13 protein-coding genes and 1 pseudogene are annotated in these 16,448 nt (G+C 66.2%); 11 read left to right on the top strand and 3 right to left on the bottom strand.

The window, feature by feature from the left end; all coding sequences use genetic code 11:
• Positions 1-45 precede the first annotated feature (45 nt).
• A complete protein-coding gene (locus tag ACI2K6_RS09215; RefSeq protein WP_323986935.1) occupies positions 46-882 on the bottom strand; it encodes a response regulator transcription factor in 837 nt (278 codons plus the stop codon).
• Between the two features lie 80 nt (positions 883-962).
• Here ACI2K6_RS09215 and ACI2K6_RS09210 point away from each other — a divergent pair, with 80 nt between their 5' ends.
• From ACI2K6_RS09210 to ACI2K6_RS09160, 11 genes and pseudogenes are all read left to right on the top strand, one after another.
• The gene (locus ACI2K6_RS09210; protein ID WP_282501749.1) at positions 963-2,108 is read left to right on the top strand and encodes a sensor histidine kinase; all 1,146 of its coding nucleotides are present in this window, start codon (positions 963-965) and stop codon (positions 2,106-2,108) included.
• 164 nt (positions 2,109-2,272) lie between these two features.
• On the top strand, positions 2,273-4,219 hold the full coding sequence (locus ACI2K6_RS09205; protein ID WP_404568457.1) for a hypothetical protein: 1,947 nt from the start codon (positions 2,273-2,275) through the stop codon (positions 4,217-4,219).
• A 21-nt stretch (positions 4,220-4,240) separates the two neighbouring features.
• Positions 4,241-4,336, top strand: a pseudogene (locus tag ACI2K6_RS09200) (hypothetical protein); the annotation flags it as partial.
• A gap of 2 nt (positions 4,337-4,338) precedes the next feature.
• Entirely contained in the window at positions 4,339-4,515 is a 177-nt protein-coding gene (locus ACI2K6_RS09195; protein WP_404568590.1) for a hypothetical protein, read from the top strand.
• A gap of 439 nt (positions 4,516-4,954) precedes the next feature.
• Complete coding sequence (locus ACI2K6_RS09190; RefSeq protein ID WP_404568456.1) at positions 4,955-6,862, top strand: TOMM precursor leader peptide-binding protein; 1,908 nt, start codon at positions 4,955-4,957, stop codon at positions 6,860-6,862.
• Between the two features lie 29 nt (positions 6,863-6,891).
• A complete protein-coding gene (locus tag ACI2K6_RS09185) occupies positions 6,892-8,475 on the top strand; it encodes a nitroreductase family protein (protein ID WP_282501751.1) in 1,584 nt (527 codons plus the stop codon).
• Between the two features lie 2 nt (positions 8,476-8,477).
• Positions 8,478-11,234 (top strand): lantibiotic dehydratase, encoded by a 2,757-nt coding sequence (locus ACI2K6_RS09180; protein ID WP_282501752.1) that lies wholly within the window; start codon positions 8,478-8,480, stop codon positions 11,232-11,234.
• Positions 11,231-12,367, top strand: a complete 1,137-nt coding sequence (locus ACI2K6_RS09175) for a lantibiotic dehydratase C-terminal domain-containing protein (protein WP_274179115.1) — start codon at positions 11,231-11,233, stop codon at positions 12,365-12,367. The genes ACI2K6_RS09180 and ACI2K6_RS09175 overlap by 4 nt, the downstream gene beginning before the upstream one ends.
• On the top strand, positions 12,364-13,638 hold the full coding sequence (locus tag ACI2K6_RS09170; RefSeq protein ID WP_274179114.1) for a metalloprotease: 1,275 nt from the start codon (positions 12,364-12,366) through the stop codon (positions 13,636-13,638). Before ACI2K6_RS09175 ends, ACI2K6_RS09170 begins: the two co-directional genes overlap by 4 nt.
• A complete protein-coding gene (locus tag ACI2K6_RS09165; protein WP_274179113.1) occupies positions 13,635-14,567 on the top strand; it encodes an ABC transporter ATP-binding protein in 933 nt (310 codons plus the stop codon). The genes ACI2K6_RS09170 and ACI2K6_RS09165 overlap by 4 nt, the downstream gene beginning before the upstream one ends.
• Positions 14,567-15,382 (top strand): ABC transporter permease subunit, encoded by an 816-nt coding sequence (locus ACI2K6_RS09160; protein WP_274179112.1) that lies wholly within the window; start codon positions 14,567-14,569, stop codon positions 15,380-15,382. The genes ACI2K6_RS09165 and ACI2K6_RS09160 overlap by 1 nt, the downstream gene beginning before the upstream one ends.
• Here the strand turns inward: ACI2K6_RS09160 and ACI2K6_RS09155 are convergent.
• Both ACI2K6_RS09155 and ACI2K6_RS09150 read right to left on the bottom strand, forming a co-directional pair.
• On the bottom strand, positions 15,333-15,893 hold the full coding sequence (locus ACI2K6_RS09155) for a hypothetical protein (protein WP_274179111.1): 561 nt from the start codon (positions 15,891-15,893) through the stop codon (positions 15,333-15,335). The two genes, ACI2K6_RS09160 and ACI2K6_RS09155, sit on opposite strands and share 50 nt — an antisense overlap.
• Before the next feature lie 69 nt (positions 15,894-15,962).
• Positions 15,963-16,448 carry an aminoacyl-tRNA deacylase gene (locus ACI2K6_RS09150; RefSeq protein WP_274179110.1) on the bottom strand — a complete coding sequence of 162 codons (486 nt, stop codon included), beginning with the start codon at positions 16,446-16,448 and terminating at the stop codon, positions 15,963-15,965.

Below are 16,448 nucleotides of genomic sequence, written 5' to 3'. Positions count from 1 at the left end.
CCGTGCTTGCGATCCCGTCCATCACGACGGCGACGATAGTCCGCTTCAGTCCGCCGGAAACAGATCGACGAGTCCGGCCCTGACCGCCGTGATGAGGACCTGCACTCGGTCTCGTACATCCCACTTCTTCATGACGACGCCGAGGTGGGTCTTGACGGTGCTTTCGGACAGATGGAGCGCATCCGCGATCTCGCTGTTGCTTTTCCCGAGCGCGAGCTCGCGGAGTATCGCCGCTTCGCGGTCGTTGAGGCTCTCGACCGAGTGCGCATCGATGACGTCGTGCCGCTTGACGTCGAGTACCAGACGCTTGGTCATTTCGGGGGACAGGACGCCCGAACCGCTGTGCACCGCCGCGATCGCAGCAACGACCGCATCCGGCGGGGAATCCTTCAACAGGTAGCCGGCGAATCCACCTCTCAGTGCACGGGTGATGGCGTCGGTGGTGCCGAGCGTCGTGATCGCGATGATCTGTGCGGGGTTTCCTGCGCGCTGCAGACGCTGTGCCGCCTCGAAACCGTCGATTCGCGGCATGTTCAGATCCATGAGCACCACATCGGGACGAAGACGCTCGGCTATGTCGACCGCGACGGCACCGTCCTCGGCGGTCCCGAGAACCGTCATCGACGGCGAGCGTTCCACGAAGATCGCCAGAGCGCTGCGCATGAGTTCCTCATCATCAGCGATCAGCACGCGGATCTCGGTCACGTCGTCGAGAATATCGGGGATTCTTCGGTACGAAAGTGCGACGGATCGAGACGAATGGGCCGCTCTCTTCGCGTGATGCTGGAGGCGACGACACCGGGGGAGGTGATGTGCGTGATTCACGGGATGATGGCGGGCGGCTTCTGGTCCGAACTCTGCAAGATGCTCGGAGTGTGCCACTGACACTGACACTGGCGCGATGTGGCGGTTGACTCGCCCGGGCCTCAGCGACGCACAATGGTCCTGTGAGCGTGGGGACGGTGAAGCGTAGCGACGGCTTCGGTCACGGGCTCCGCCACGTCTCGCCTCTCAGTCGTCCCGAGCGCATCACGCTGCTCACTCTCGCAGGTGTGCTGCTCGTCGCCGGAATCGCCATGCACGCGACCGCCGGGGATCCGTTGTCGACGGCCATCTTCGAGTCCTTTTTGACCGTCTCCCTGGCCGGGTTCGCTTTCTCGCCCCGACTCTCGGCTGCGGTCATCGTCGTTCTCCTCCTCGGCGCCTTCCTGGGGGATACGCAAGCACTCGCCCTCGTGGTAGCCGCTGTGGCGCTGGCCCTCGTGGTCCGCACGTGCGACCTTCGCGTCATACTCGTGTACGCCATGGTGTGGTCAGGCGGGCTCGCGTGGAGCATCCTCGCTGACGCGATGCCTGTCACCGAGGCGATCGTCCTCATGGCCGTGGGGGTGGTGTCGGCGTCCAGCGGGCTCATCATGCGCAGAGTCGAGGCGGGGTCGCGCCGACTGCGTGAGCAGTTGGCGGAGCGTGCGCGGGCGGAGCACGAGTCCGTGATGGCGGAGCGTTTGCGAATAGCGGATGAGCTGCACGACGTGGTTGCACACGATCTGACGATCATCGCCATGCACGTCGACTTGATCGTCGAATGCGATGCGCACGGCACGTCACTCGACGCGATCCGCTCCTCTTCGCGTCGCGCGCTGGAGGACCTCAGGCGCGTTGTGGGGCAATCGCACGTTCAGCCCACAGAAACGCCCTCCGCGTCGGTTTCCGAGTTCCGGGGCGCCATCGCAGACGGGTGTCACACGCTGGAACGCGCCGGGATGACCGTACGTGCGGATGTCGACGCCGTCGACGGGACACAGCTGCCTCGGATCGTGGACCTGACCCTGTCCCGGCTCGTGCGCGAGGCGACCACGAACGTGCTGAAGCACTCGAGCGGCACGGAGGTCGCCCTTGCGGTGCGGACGTCGCGGGCCGCCGTCGAGTTCGAGATCACGAATTCCGTCGAGGAAGGACGCAGAATCCAACGCGTACCATCCGGCGGGTTCGGCCTGGTCCGGATGCGTGAGCGTGTCTCGAGGGTGGGCGGACATCTCTCCGCCGCCGCGTCCTCGGGGGTGTGGACGCTGTCGGTCCGTGTGCCGACGGGTCACGAGAGCGAGTGACCCGACCCGCGGGCCTCTCCTGCGGTCGTACTTTCGTGCCATCTAATCGGCACTTCTGTGCGGATCCTTCTCCCACAAGATGAGCATGTGTTCGAGCGAGACCACCGTCGAGGTCGACACGACGCGTGTGGTCGAGATCGAGTGGGGGGCCGATGAATATCGCAATGCAGTCCGAGAAGGCGGCGAGCAGGCTGCGGCTGCGCCATGATCTGGTTTTCGCGCAGGTGCCCGGCGGAGCCCTGGTCCGGCACTCCGACGGAGGTTTCGTTCTGCGCGGGCAGACGACGTATCGGTGGCTCGCCAGCCTCGCCCCGTTCCTCGACGGCTCACGCACGGCCGAGGAGCTGGTGGCCGGACTTGATGAGTCTCGATCCCAGATGGTCGACAGTCTTCTCGCCGTTCTCCGCGACCATGACGCGGTGTCACTGATCGACGGAGACCCGGTCGACCCGACGGGGCCTCTTGCCCCGTTTCGAGCACAGATCGCCTACATCGACCATTACGCGAACGATGGTCTCGAGCGGTTTCGTCGCTTCCGCGCTGCGCATGTCACCGTCGAGGGCGACCCAGAAGTCAGCGACGTCGTCCGACGGGGCCTGCAGCGCAACGGCCTGCTCCGCACGGCGGACGCGGATGAGACACCCGCGCCCGGCGCCGCCGCACTGCGGATCGTCATTGACACCACCGGCGACGCCTCGGCGATCGCCCGAGCCACTCGTGAGCCCGGCAGCGCCGTCTACCCCGTGACGCGGATCGGAGACCAGGTCATCCTCGGCCCGATCACCCGTCCCGGTTCCGCGATCAACTGGGCTGCGGCGATGGCCCGGCTGACCGACAACGACGAGACACCCGGCTCCCTCCAGATGTGGCGGGCGATCTCAGATCCCGCCCATCGTGTGTCTGTGGCGTCCCTCACGCGCGTGCAGCTGGGCATCCTCGGGACCACGGTGGCCTACGACGCTTTCCGCTACCTCACGGCGGCCCCACCGGCCGAAGCAGACGACGCGATCGTGATCGTCGACCTCACCACCGGTGACACCTCTCGCGAAGCGGTCCTTCCAGACCCGCGATCATCCGGCATCCGGCCACCGGATGCCGCCGAGGTCCGATCATGGCCAACAGCGAGGGAGAGCGTCGACAACGACGTGGACTCCGACAGGCTGCAGCGCTATCTGCGCCTCGTCGGCGAGAAGGTCGGCGTCGTCACGGGATTCAGCGACGAGCTGGTCGACCAGTCGCCGATCAAGATCGCGCGCGCCGTGCACCGGCGGTCGGGTACGTCGACCACGGTGCTGGGGTTCTCGCTGGACAACCTCGGAGACGCTCGTCGGCGCGCAATGGAGGCCGCCGCGCTCCTCCATGTCAGCAACGTCGGTCCGCGTGAGCCGCAGGAGTCGTCCGCATTCAGACGCATTCTCGCCACCGAGCTCGAGATCGCAACGGGTCTCGGCCCCGTCGAGGCCGACGACATGCCTCTCGTCCCCGGAATCACCCTCGGTGGCGAGCGAGTTCTCGTCCCCCAGGCAGCGGTGTGGTCGCGCCATGCAGTGAACTCACGCGGCGCGTTCGAACGCACCACTGCCGGCGAGGGAGCGGGTGCCACCCTTGCCGAAGCTGTGGCCGCCGGCCTGCTGTCAGCCGCAGCCTTCCGCGCGCTGTCCTCGCTGGTGCGCGAGGGCGACCTGCACGACATCCCCGCCGACGGTCTCAACGCGCAGAATGCGTACCTGCTCGACGCGGCTCGCTTGAAGGGTCTGGACCCGGTTCTCGTCGAGCTGCCGCACACCGCGGTGGGGACCGTGTTGCTCGCGCGAGACCTGCGGTCCGGCGAGCACACGCTCGGCTCCGGGTGGGACGTCGATCAGGCCGCCCAGGATGCCTTGCTCCGACTCCTCGGCCGCGTGCTCGTGGCTCCGACCGGGGCCGAACCGGACCGGATGCTCATCCCGGATCTCGCTGTGTCGACTCTTGCGTGGCGGACGGTGTCCGAGCCCTTCGCCGGGTCGACCGAGGCGTCCCTCGACACGGTGGTGGTCGATACGACGACCGCCGATATCCGGGCGACGGGGGCGCTCCACACCGTGCGAGTTCTGCTTCCGGCTGACGGCTGATCTGCGAGAAGGGAGGAAGACATGGAGAACGGATTGCGGGCGGCCCTCGCAGCCCTCGAGACCGAGACGTTCGAGATCCTCGACAGTGCCGAGCTGCTGATCGACCAGCAGGGGTTCGCATGGTCGAGCTGTTCGACGTCCAGCTGCTGTGGATGCACCACCTGCAGCTGCAGCTCGACGAGCTGCAGCGCCACGAGCTCGACCTCGACGACCAGCTGCAGCCATATCGGCTGACCCGACCGGGCGCCAGACGCCCACTCACAACCGGAAAGGAGGTGAACGAATGTCCCAGTTGAAAGCCCACATCGCGGTCCTCGAGGCGGAGACCTTCGAGGTGCTCGACTTCACACCCGCCGAAGACATGGCGGCTTCGACCAGTACCAGCTGCGCGTGCAGCACCACATCGACGTGCTCGTGTTCGTGCTCGTCGTGCTGCTCGACCACCAGTTCGAGCTGCAGCTCTACGTCGTCGTGTGCGTGACGACCCTGACCAACGGAGAGGAGGGGTGACCATGAATCCCCTTGCACGACAGATCGCCGATCTCGAGGCGCAGACCTTCGAGATAGACGATTTCGCCCAGCTGTCACAGGACGAAGCGCTCCAGTGGTCGAGCTGCTCGACCTCGAGCTGCTGTGGTTGCTCGAGTTCGAGTTGCGGCAGCTGCTGCGGGTGTTCGTCCAGCTGCGGGTCGACCAGCAAGTGATCTAGGCCGCCCCGGCGGCGATGGAGGAGAAATGACGGCACCGGCAACAGTGCGAGCCGCGGACACGGTACAGGCGTATCTCGACGCCCAGCCGCGACGGAGCGATCGCCCACGTGCACGTGTCCTGGAACTTGGTGCAACCGATGTCCTGGAAATCCACGGTGCCGTCGACACGACGCTGTTCCCCGAGAAGGAGGTCACGACGGTGCACCTCCACGGGCGTGACGCGTACGTGATGACAGGAGTCGAATCTGAACGAGCTGCCTGTGCTCTCTGCTTCCATCGCCGCTGGCAAGCCATTCGTCGGGAGGACGAGCGCGACGCTCTCGAGATGGCGGGAAGTTCCTGCGCGCTGCCGTCGGGCGTCTGGCTGACGCCACTGGTGCTCGACGCGCTGCAGCTGATGGTGGAAGACGATACCCGTGTCCGTCCCTCGACCATGGGGGAGACCCCCGTGCGCAGGCTGCAGCTCGACACTCTCGCGACCCGGACATTCCCCCTCCTGGCGGACCCCGATTGTCCCGCATGCGGCATGACCCCGGCCAACTCGCCGTCGCGGGCGGCGGTCCCGTTCGCACCCCGCCCGAAACCCGACGTCGACACCTACCGTCTGACCTCGCTGCGCGACTACGCCATGGACATCGACGTGTTCGCGAACCCGGTGTGTGGCGTGTTGGGCCCCCAGGCTCCCGCCGCTTTCGACAACCCGACGACGATCCCCGTCACGGGCTACAGCTACGTGCGCGGGGCAGCGCACCTCTACGAGTTCTTCTGGAGCGGCCACGCCGACAACATCGAGGACTCGCGGCGGCTCGCTGTGCTGGAGGGTCTCGAGCGGTATGCCGGCCTCCTGGCCCGCGGCCTGCCCGAACCCGTCTGGGCTGCGCTTCGCGACCTGGACGTGCCCGCTCTCGATCCTCGTGCGTGCACCCTCTATCCGCGCGAGTTCTACGACTTCAACACGCCCTATTTCGTCGAGTTCACCGAGGACCTCGAGATCCCCTGGGTCTGGGGTCGCAACCTCACCACCGGCACGGATACGTTCGTGCCGCAGCGACTCGTGCATTATCTGGATCAGACGGGCCCGGCATTCGTCGATGAATGCTCGAACGGTTGCGCTACCGGGGGAAGCCCTGAGGAGGCCATCCTGCACGGAGTCCTCGAGCTCATCGAACGGGACTCCTTCCTGTTGACCTGGTTCGCTCGTCATCCTGCGGTCGAGATCGATCCGCTCAGCAGCGGCGCTTCGGACATCTCGATCATGGTGGCGCGGATGGCGCTCGAGGGCTTCGACGTGCGCATGTTCGACACCAGGGTCGACTTGCCGGTTCCCGTCGTGACCGCCGTCGCCGTGCGGACCGACGGACGTCCGGGCGCACTGTGCTTCGCCGCCGGCTCGTCGCTGGACCCGGTGCAGGCGATGCGGGCGGCGCTGTGCGAGGTCGCATCGTATGTCCCGAGCTTCGACCGGCGGATGACGAGCGGCGCTGCCGAGGCTCGCGCGATGTTGAATGACTTCGGCTTGGTTCGCGAGCTCAAGCACCATGCTCTCCTCCACGGAATGGACGAGATGGTCGAGCATTCAGACTTTCTGCTCAGCGAGCGCCGCGCGCAGCCGATGGGGGTTGTCTACGAGGAATGGAACAGGACACGTCCCCGGAACCTCGACCTCTCGGACGACCTGCGGTGGGTCATCGCCGCGCTAGACGACAGGGGGTTCGATCTCCTCGCGGTGGATCAAACGTCGCCCGAGCAACGGTCGATGGGTCTGAACACGTATGCCACGGTCGCGCCGGGGCTGATCCCGATCGACTTCGGCTGGCACAAACAGCGAGCCTTCCACATGGACCGGACCCGCACCGCTCACCGCGACGCGGGGCTTCGCGCCACCGCGTTGCGGTTCGAGGACATCAACCCGGTACCGCACCCGTTCCCCTGATGACCGCCGTCATTCCGACAGGAGCCCACATGCCCACGACGACACGCGTCAGGAAGTACGTCGATGATGTCGTACGGCGCGCCCGTACGCCGATGCCACCGCTCGACCACGTGGTGCTGTGGGACCAGCAGCCCCGGCGCCACAAGGTCTTCTCCGACGCCGCGCAGTTTGAGATGCCCGTCGGCGAGAAGTGCCGTACACGGCTGTCGGATGCGCTCTCATCCCCGTCGACGTCGCCGAGCGATGTGCTGGACGTCGGTAGCTTGGGCCGCGCCCTCCACGACACATATGGTCTCCTCTCGCGTCGTCTGCGCGTGACCGGCAACGATGATGCGGTCAACAAGACGGTGAGCGCGGTGAGCACGTACTCCCGGGGCACGGCGAATGGTGGCGGTCTCTATCCGCTCGAGTTCTACTGGGTGAGCGGTTCTTCGGCGCGGCAGCTTCCCGGTGTGTATCACTGGAACACGGCCTCGGGAACGATGCAAAGGCTTCTTGTCGGCGATGCACACGACAGGGTTCGCGCCGCGATCGACGACGACTGCGGGACCGACCAGTTCCTGCTGGTGACGGTCAAGCTCTGGAAGAACGCTTTCAAATACAACAGCTTCAGCCACCATGTGGTCACCATGGACCTCGGGACGGTGCTCGCCACACTCGCACTGTCCGGGTTGTCGGGCGACTCGGCCGCGCGGACTCCCCGCCTGTGGTTCGACTCCGCGGGTCTCGACGGCCTGCTCGGCCTCGACCCGTTCGAGGAGACGACCTTGGCGGTCTTGCCACTCCCGCCGGGGGCCGGCGACCTGAAAAGAGGGACCGTCACCTCCGAGGCGGGGGTGCGGTTCGAGGAGGCGGAGCGCTTCCCCGGGTCGACGCGCTTCCCTCAGGTGGTCGACGTCATGCGCGACTCCTTCGCGGACACGATCGCTCCTGCGATAGATGTGGTGCTCGCGCGGACGTCGTCGGGTCAGATGACGTCGCTGCCCCCGAGCGCGGAGTCGAGCTCCGCGCTCGGACTGTCGGATCTTCTGGCCGCCAGGCGGTCCAGTTTCGGCACCTTCAGCTCCAACATCCCGCTGGGTCTCGCGGAGCTTGCCCATGTGCTTCGCACCACCGATCGAGGTGCGCGGCTGCTCACCGACGCCGGACGGGCGCAGTTCGCTCGGGTGGCCGTTTTCTGTAACCACGTCGAGGGGATCTCGCCGGGTGGATACGTGTACGACCACGAGCAGGACGCCCTGGTCCGTATCGACGACGAAGATCCCGGGCTCTTCCTTCAGGCCACGTACTTCCTCGACAACTACAACGTCGAGCAGGCGGCAGCCGTGCTCGCCATCCTCGTGCCGGCCGACGACGTGCTCGCCGCAGGTGGCTCGCGGACCGTGCGTCTGCTGAACGCAGTCGTGGGTGCGGCGACCCAGTCCGCCTACCTTGCGGCTACCGACCTCGGGCTCGCGTGTGGTGCTGCCCTGGGGTTCGACAACGTCGCGTACGCCGAGCGTCTGCGCGTGATCGACACCGGCGAATGGCCCTTGATCATGATCATGATCGGCCGCGATCGCGTCGATCAGGCGGATTTCGCCGCACCGCTGGATCTCGACGCGAAGGAGTAGTCATGACCAACCTCTCAGCCCTCGCTCGCCCACGGATCTCTTCCGTCGCGAAGTCGACGCCCCCCCACTTCATGTTCCGAGTCGCGCCGCTGCCCTGGGAACGGCTGCAGGGACTGGCATTCTCTCGGACCGTCGCATGGGCCGACGTCGTGCTGGACGCCGAGGCGCGACTCGACGATGCTGCCCGAACCCTTCCGGACCGCGTGCAGGAGTTCATCGGCGGCCAAGAAGATGACGGGGTCCGTCACGCACTGATCAATCTCCGCCGTGACATCTTCAACGCCCGTGTGCCGCGCGACATCGAGGCGACCCGCGCAGCGCTCGCGATTCTCCCCGATGGCCTGGCGGGTGACATCCTCGAGTGGATCGATCTCGCGCAGCAGACGCGTGACGTGCGCCGAAGCGGCGCCGACGTGTTCCGCGCCGAGCTCCCGCTGCGGAGAGCGGCCCTGCAACGGCTTATCGCGACACCAGTACTGCGCTCCGGGATTCTTCTGGCGTCTCCATCTCTCGACGAGGCCATCCCGCGTTACCTGGCCGCCGATCCCGCCAGCCTGTCGAAGCGCGCCCGGCGCATCGAGCGGTCGGCGAGCGATTATGTCTATCGGACCGTCTGCAAGACGAGTCCCTTCAGCACACTCACCGACGTCGCGCTGGGCGACTTCTCGGGCGATGCTGGCGGTGTGCTCGAGGTCGATCCCGAGGTTCTGGACTCGCAAGCAGCCCGGAGCAATCCCCGGTTGAACATGGCCATGCTGGCACGGGTGAGCGAGGCCATCCTGGCGTCCGACGAGCATCTCGTCGACCTCCCCGTGATGGTCTCGCGTGGATGGACGAGCGATCGTCGGCGCGTCAGGTACATGCGAAGGCAGCGCAAGGTCGGTGACGCCGATGCGGCGATGACCCTCGACACCTTCGACGAGAACGTGTTCTTCCTTGCGCACAGCGACATCGTCGACGATCTCTTCCGTGTGCTCGGAGACCGCATGATGACCATGGGCCGCCTGCAGATCGCGCTCCACTCCCAGCTTCCGCACGACCGTCCCCTCGACGATGTGTGGCACTACCTGCGGCATCTCCTGAGGTTGAATCTGCTGACCGCGCCTGTGCTGACGATGGACATCCATGCGGCGGATCCCGCTGTTCACTTCGCGGACAGGATCGCAGGACTGGAGGCGCCATGGGCTTCCACGCTTTCGAGCGACATCCGTCGGATGACCGACCTCGTAGGGACCTACGCGCAGGCCAGCGTTGACGAGAGACGGCTCATCATCCGCGATCTGCACTCTCACTACGACGCGATGATGCGCGGGATAGGTGTGCAGCAACCGGAGCGGCTGCGCACGGTGGTCTACGAGGACTCTGCGCTGCCGCGCGGCAGCGTCCGTGCGTCGCTCGATGCCTGGGAAAGCGGGCTGTCCGGCGACTTCGCCTCGCTTGCTCGCATCTTGCCCGTCTTCGACTCCCTCACCCCGCACCGGTTGATGGTGCGCGGGTTCTTCGACGCCCGCTACGGGGCACGCGGAACATGCGACGACATCGTGAAGTTCACCCACGACTTCCACCTCGACGTCTACGACCAGTACCTCCGCTACTCGGCCAACAGACGGCCTTTCGTCGACAACGAATATCAGGACCAGGAGAACTGGTTCAAGATGGACGAGGTCCGCGCTCTCGATGAGGCACGGCGCACCCTGGTTCGTGCGATGCGCTCGCGGTATGCCGCGCACGATGGTGCCGGTGACCTCGTTCTCGACGATGCCTTCGTCGAGGAGGTGGCGGCCGCGCTACCCGATCTGGGCGACCGGCTGGACCCGCGCGCCTACTTCGGCCAGATCGGCGAGATAGACGGCCGCGATCGGTGCGTCCTGAATCGCACCTATACGGGCTTGTCACTGCTGTTCTCGCGTTTCCACCACTGCTTCGCGGAGTCCGGCGACACCTCTCTCGTCGACGCGTTGCGAGAGCACCTGCGCAGCATCACTCCGCCCGGCGCCGTCTTCGCAGAGATCACCGGGGGATACGACACGTCGAACCTGAACCTGCATTCCGTCGTCACGCCGTACGAGATCGTCTGTCCCGGTGAGGTCTCGTTCCGCGACACGGACGAGCAGTTGCCTGTGGAGGATCTCTCGATCGTCCGTGACCCCTCGTGCGGCCGGCTTCTCCTCCGCTCACGGCGACTGGACGTCGAGGTGATCCCGGTCTATCTGGGTTTCCTCATGCCCATGGCACTGCCGGAGATGCAGCGGCTGCTCCTGGCGTTCTCGCAGAGTCGGATCGCGAGCCTCGACCTCTGGACGGGGACCGACGAACCTCTGGGCGGGGGCGAGATAGGCGGCCATCCGCGGGTGCGGCTAGGCGACCTGGTGCTCGTCCGACGAGTGTGGAAGACGGACCCGGCTTCGCTCCCCGAGGGTCTGTTAGGCGCGGATGGCGCGGAACGGATGCTCGGCTGGAGACGGTGGACGCGCAGGCACGGTCTACCGCGTTACGTCTTCGTCACGCCCGATGCCGCCGGTGGGGACGAGGGCGAGGGTGATGACTCCGCCGTGCGTTTCGGTAAGCCGCAGTTCGTCGACTTCGAGGACCATTTCTGTCTCGACATCCTCGACCAGTTGGCCCAGCGCGCGAATCGGCGCCTGGTCTTCACCGAGATGCTGCCGGTACCGGAGAGCCTGCCCGCGCGGAATGCGGCTGGGGAACGCTTCGTCTCGGAGATCACCTTCGAGTTCAACGCTCCGGCGGTGACACGATGACCGCGGTTCGTCCGATATCGCCCGTCGCCGTCGAGGCCGAATTGCCCCCCGTGGTGGATCCGGATGCCGCCGGCGAATGGATTGCCGTGCACGTCTACTATTCGAGCAACAACCACCCGTTGCTCGTCGACGCCGTTGGACCTGTCATCGACGGGCTTCGCCGAGACGGGCTGCTGGAATCGTGGTTCTTCATCAGGTACTGGATGGAAGGGCCGCATCTGCGCGTGCGACTCAAGCCGAGACGTATGGGCGATCAGCAGATGGTCGTCGACCGGCTGTTCTCGGCTCTCGACGCGTTCCTCGACGACCGTCCTGCTCTCTACGAGATGGACGAGCGTGAGACGTCCGGCCTGTTCAAGGAGATGTTCCTCGGCGAATACGACGAGCAGCAGTGGAATGAGCTGTACGGAGAGACCGGCTCCATGCCTATGCGCCCGAACAACAGCTACGTCGTCATGCGCTACGAGCCCGAAGTCGGACGATATGGGGGTACCGAGGCGATCAGCGTGGCGGAGAAGCACTTCGAGGCATCCAGCGACCTGGTGCGCACGCTCGTGGAGACGACGAATGTGCACGTGCGATCGGTGCTGTTCGGGCTTTCCGCGCAGCTGATGACGGTGATGCTGGGCGTGTTCCAGGACGACATCGACCGATCGGCGCTCTTCCTGTCGGCATACCGCACGTACTGGGAGCGATCGGGCTCGGGCGAGGCGGCGCCGCGCCACGATGCATACGCTCGAGCGTTCGACACCATGCAGGGCGGTCTGCGCGAACACCTCGGCACGGTGTACGAGGCTGCCGCTCGCAGGGATACCGATGAACTGAACGGCTTCTTGAAGGAATGGGCCGAGCACTGCATCGACCTTCACGACACGCTTTCTGCTGTCGCCGACAGGGGAGAGCTCACGTTCCCGCTCGGCCCGGACGGCGGCACGATCCCCGTCGACATCACGACGGGGGCACAGGCTCTCCTCAGTGGGTATCTGCACATGACGAACAACCGTCTGGGGGTGAGCATCATCGACGAGTGTTACATCGCCTACCTCATCGAGCATGCCCTCACTCAGGGTGGAGCCGATTCCGCCAGCACCGACCTGCAGTTCATGTTCGGGGGGACAGGGGCCGACCGATGAATGGCGGCGACACTCTCGACCTGCTGCGCGATGCGCGCCCGCAGCTGGTCGATGATGTGCGCATCGGTCCCGGCCTCTGGGATGTTCCGTCGACACGCTTCGTGATGCACGATGCGCGGACGGGATGGTATTTCCGCATCGGCGAGCACGAGCAATTCCTTGTTTCACGTATGGACGGCGTGCGCACCGTCGACCAGCTGGAAGACGAGTTCATCGAGCATTACGAACGGCGACTCACCGAGCCGCTGTGGAATTCCCTGCTCGGACTGCTCGCTCAGCGAGGCCTCCTGGTGGGGTCGGCTACGCCGGTCCAGCTGCAGAGCCTGCGAGACGCCCGAGAGCGAGAACGCGGAGAGGCTCGCACGTGGCTGCACGCCCGGATGCCGATCGTGAAGGCGGATCGGATCCTTCGCCGCATGGCCGTCGCGGTGCGGGTGCTCGATCATCTCGCCGTCTGGCTGCTGGTCTGGGTGGCCGCGGCGGCGCTGGTTGTTCATGTCAGCTCCAACTGGGATGTGCTCTGGCCCGCCGCCCGGTCGCTCTGGACGGATCCGGTGGCGATCGCCGTCTTCATCGTCGTCATGTGGGCCTCCCTCGTTCTTCACGAGCTTGCTCACGGCGCGACGGCGTGGGCCTACGGGGCGCGTGACATCGAGATCGGCGTCATGTGGCGATTTCCGTTCATCTCGCCCTATTGCAAGGTCGACGACACGATGCTCTTCCACGATCGCTCCCGCAGGGTGAGGGTGGCTCTCGCGGGCGTGACGGTATCCGTCGCGGTGTGTCTACCGTTCTGGCCGCTGTCGCTCGTCGCCGACGGGACGCTCGCCACCGTCTGTGCGGCGATGATGACGTTCGGTCTGCTCACCGGCCTGATCAATCTCGTCCCGCTCTTTCACATGGACGGCTACTACGCGCTCATGCACGCTCTCGGCGCCTTCGATCTCGAGGCTTCCTCACGAGCGGCGCTGGTCGGCCTCGCACGTCGCAGCCGCGAAGCGGGCAGTCGGGAATCCGGCCACCGAACCGCGTCGCTGGTGTACGGCCTCTTCTCGCTCCTGTTCATGAGCGCGATGGTGTTCGGATTCGCGGTCGCGGGATATCTGGCCCTCCAACCGCTGCTCGGTCCGTGGCCCGCGGTAGTCGTGGTGTGCAGCGGGGTGCTGGCAACCTTCGCCATCGGGGTGCTGGCGACGCGGCGGACGCGGGCCAAGCGCAGGGCGCAGACGGGCACCAGGACACCGATATCGAAGAGATGGGGTCAGACATGACGATCAGCGACACGGACAACGCGATCAGCACGACCGCGTTGACGAAGACCTTCCGCCGCGGGACCGCGGTTGACGCCGTCAGCCTGCAGGTGAGACGGGGCGAGGTCTATGGGTTCGTCGGTCTCAACGGCGCCGGGAAGACGACGTTCATGCGGATGCTCGTCGGTCTCGCGCGACCGAGCAGCGGTTCGTTCTCGGTACTCGGGAGTGCGACGCTGAGCAACGACGTGCTGCGGAGAGTGGGCACGATGATCGAGGGCCCGACCTTCTACCCCGGTATGACGGGACGCCAGAACCTCGTGCTCATCGCCAAGTACGCCGGCCTCGCCCGGACAGCCGTCGACACCGCGCTGGAGGCGGTCGAGCTGGGTGATCGCGGGGATGACGTTTTCAGGACGTATTCGCTCGGGATGAAGCAGCGCCTCGGACTCGCCGCCGCGCTGCTCGGAGAACCAGAGCTGCTGATTCTCGACGAGCCGACCAACGGGCTCGATCCCGCCGGTATTTCGGCGATGCGCGATCTGATCCGCGCGCAGTCGCAGCGGGGCCGCTCGGTGCTGCTGTCCAGCCATCTGCTCGGCGAGGTCGCCCACGTGTGCGATCGCGTGGCGGTGCTCCACCACGGGCGGATCATCGCGATCGGCACCCCTGCCGAGATCGAAGCTGCGCACGGGGAGGCGCCGAAAATCATCGTGACGACCACCGACGTCGAGGCTGCGCTCGACGTACTGCGCTCGCACGCGGAGGTTGACGAGGTCCGGCCTACCGGCGAGGGCGTCGAGGTCGTCGCGGCGAAGGACATCTCGGCGTCGGTCACGGTGGCCCTGGTTTCGGCCGGAGTGGATGTGACGGGTGTCCGGCGGGACCACCGCTCCCTGGAAGATGTCTTCCTGCAGATGACCGCGGCCGACGAACGGAGGAGCTCATGATGTCCACGGTGGATGCAGAGCTGTACGGGATGCGGCACCGTAGGGCTTTCACCGTCCTGCCCATCGTCTGGCTTCTCCAGATCGTGCTGTTCGCCTATCTCGCGAACTTCATCGTCGCGATGACCGTCGACGGACTCACCGAGGAGCAACGCGCCGCGATGAAAGCGAGCCTGGGCACGGACGCAGTGTCTGCGGCCGTCCTCGGGTCGCTTCCGATGTACGGAGCCCCGGTGCTGATCATCCTCGGCGCGCTCATGGCAGCCGGAGACGAGAGATCGGGAATCCTCCGTCTCACTCTGAGCCGCGTGCCCGAGCGCGCTACCGTGCTGGTGGGTAAGCTCACGGCGCTCCTCCTGCTGGTCTCCGTCGTCATCGTGCTGTCGATGGTCACGGCCGCCGTGTGCGCCGTCGTCTTCTCGGCCATCGACGGAGCGTCGATGCGATGGAACGCTGTCGCGATCGTCGCCGACACCGCGGCTTCCTGGCTGATTGCCGTGGCCTGGGCGATGTTCGGCTTCATGCTGGGTATCGTTACCCGTTCGCTCGCGGCCAGCATCGCGATCGGCGTGCTGTGGGCGCTTGTCGTCGAGCAGATGGTTCACGGGCTTGCGGCGGTGGCCACCGTGTTGGCGCCCGTGCGCGTCGGGCTCATCAGCGGGGCGTCCGCGGTCCTCGCAGACGCCGCCGGTATCGCCACCATGCCGGGCGGCGTCCCCGACGCACCCCTGGGGATCGCGATCCTCGTGCTCGTCGCATGGTGCATCCTCAGCGCGGGCGTGGCGGCGGTGGTGTTCCGTGCGCGTGACATCCGATGACAGGGAGAAAGCCGAAATGACGACTGAAGAATCTATCCACCCGCGCGGTCTCCAGCGATTCGCGGCCGTCGGCGCTGTGATCGGAGTTGCGAGCGCCGTCGCCGCGTCTGTGCTGCACTTCGGCTTCGCCGACGTCGGAGCGGCCCGCACGCTCGCCTTCGTCGGGATGATCGGCGCATTTGCGGCGGGTGTCGCCGCGGTCACGAGCAGGTCGAGCGGTCAGAAGGCGGTCTTCGCGATCATCGCCGTGCTGTGTCTGATCGCCTCGTCGACTGTATTCGGAATGACGTTCTCTTAGATCGCGACGACGAAAGGATGGCACCATGACGATGCTGAGGGCCGAAGTGGCGGCGCTGGAGGTCGAGACATTCGAGGTACTCGACCTCGCCATGACCGACGATCTCTCGGCGGCTTCGACGAGCACGACGAGCAGCGCGTGCAGCACCACCTCGACCTGCTCGTGCTCGACGTCGTCGTGTTGCAGTACGACGTCGACGAGTTGCGCGTCCACGTCGTCCTGCGCTTAGGTGCCAGACGTTCTCTCACGCGGTGACCCCGCGCGACGATCGGGAGCGACCCGTCAGCGCGAACGCTGCTCCGTGATGTCGGCGACGGTTGCGCCGTAGGCGGCGATGAGAGCGTCGGCGTCGACGAACAGGCTGTAGCCGTGCGCGCCGGCGCCCATCGCGATGCGTCGGCCCGCGATGGACGAATCGGCGAAGACCGGCCAGTCATGGGTGCTGCCGATCGGCACGATCGTGCCGCGTTCGTACCCGGTCGCCGCGAGGGCGAGCTCGGGCTCGGGCAGGCGCAGCTTGTTGACCCCTACGAGGGCGCGGAGCTTCGGCCACGAGATCACCCGGTCGCCCGGGACGAGCGCGAACAGGTAGGTGTCGTCGCTCCGCTTGACCACGAGTGTCTTGACGATGTCGTCGGGTTCGAGACCGAGGAGCGCGGCGGCCTCATCGAGGCTGGCGGCATCCGGACGCGGCCGAACGACGACATCGAGCCCACGCTCGGCCGCCGCGAGGCGAACCCGAGACGTGGGCTCGAGATCTTCGGTCAT

It is taken from the genome of Microbacterium sp. NPDC006705 (genome assembly GCF_044903545.1).
GTDB lineage: Bacteria > Actinomycetota > Actinomycetes > Actinomycetales > Microbacteriaceae > Microbacterium > Microbacterium plantarum.
The sequence above is the reverse complement of the archived record's forward strand: the minus strand, read 5'-3'. Positions and strand labels throughout refer to the sequence as shown.

Bases quoted from the DNA above. Each gene is read 5' to 3' on its own strand.
- ACI2K6_RS09190 (WP_404568456.1), top strand. From the start codon at position 4,955: ATGACGGCACCGGCAACAGTGCGAGCCGCGGACACGGTACAGGCGTAT.
- ACI2K6_RS09205 (WP_404568457.1), top strand. From the start codon at position 2,273: ATGCAGTCCGAGAAGGCGGCGAGCAGGCTGCGGCTGCGCCATGATCTG.
- ACI2K6_RS09160 (WP_274179112.1), top strand. From the start codon at position 14,567: ATGTCCACGGTGGATGCAGAGCTGTACGGGATGCGGCACCGTAGGGCT.
- ACI2K6_RS09195 (WP_404568590.1), top strand. From the start codon at position 4,339: ATGGTCGAGCTGTTCGACGTCCAGCTGCTGTGGATGCACCACCTGCAG.
- ACI2K6_RS09175 (WP_274179115.1), top strand. From the start codon at position 11,231: ATGACCGCGGTTCGTCCGATATCGCCCGTCGCCGTCGAGGCCGAATTG.
- ACI2K6_RS09170 (WP_274179114.1), top strand. From the start codon at position 12,364: ATGAATGGCGGCGACACTCTCGACCTGCTGCGCGATGCGCGCCCGCAG.
- ACI2K6_RS09180 (WP_282501752.1), top strand. From the start codon at position 8,478: ATGACCAACCTCTCAGCCCTCGCTCGCCCACGGATCTCTTCCGTCGCG.
- ACI2K6_RS09150 (WP_274179110.1), bottom strand. From the start codon at position 16,448: ATGACCGAAGATCTCGAGCCCACGTCTCGGGTTCGCCTCGCGGCGGCC.
- ACI2K6_RS09165 (WP_274179113.1), top strand. From the start codon at position 13,635: ATGACGATCAGCGACACGGACAACGCGATCAGCACGACCGCGTTGACG.
- ACI2K6_RS09185 (WP_282501751.1), top strand. From the start codon at position 6,892: ATGCCCACGACGACACGCGTCAGGAAGTACGTCGATGATGTCGTACGG.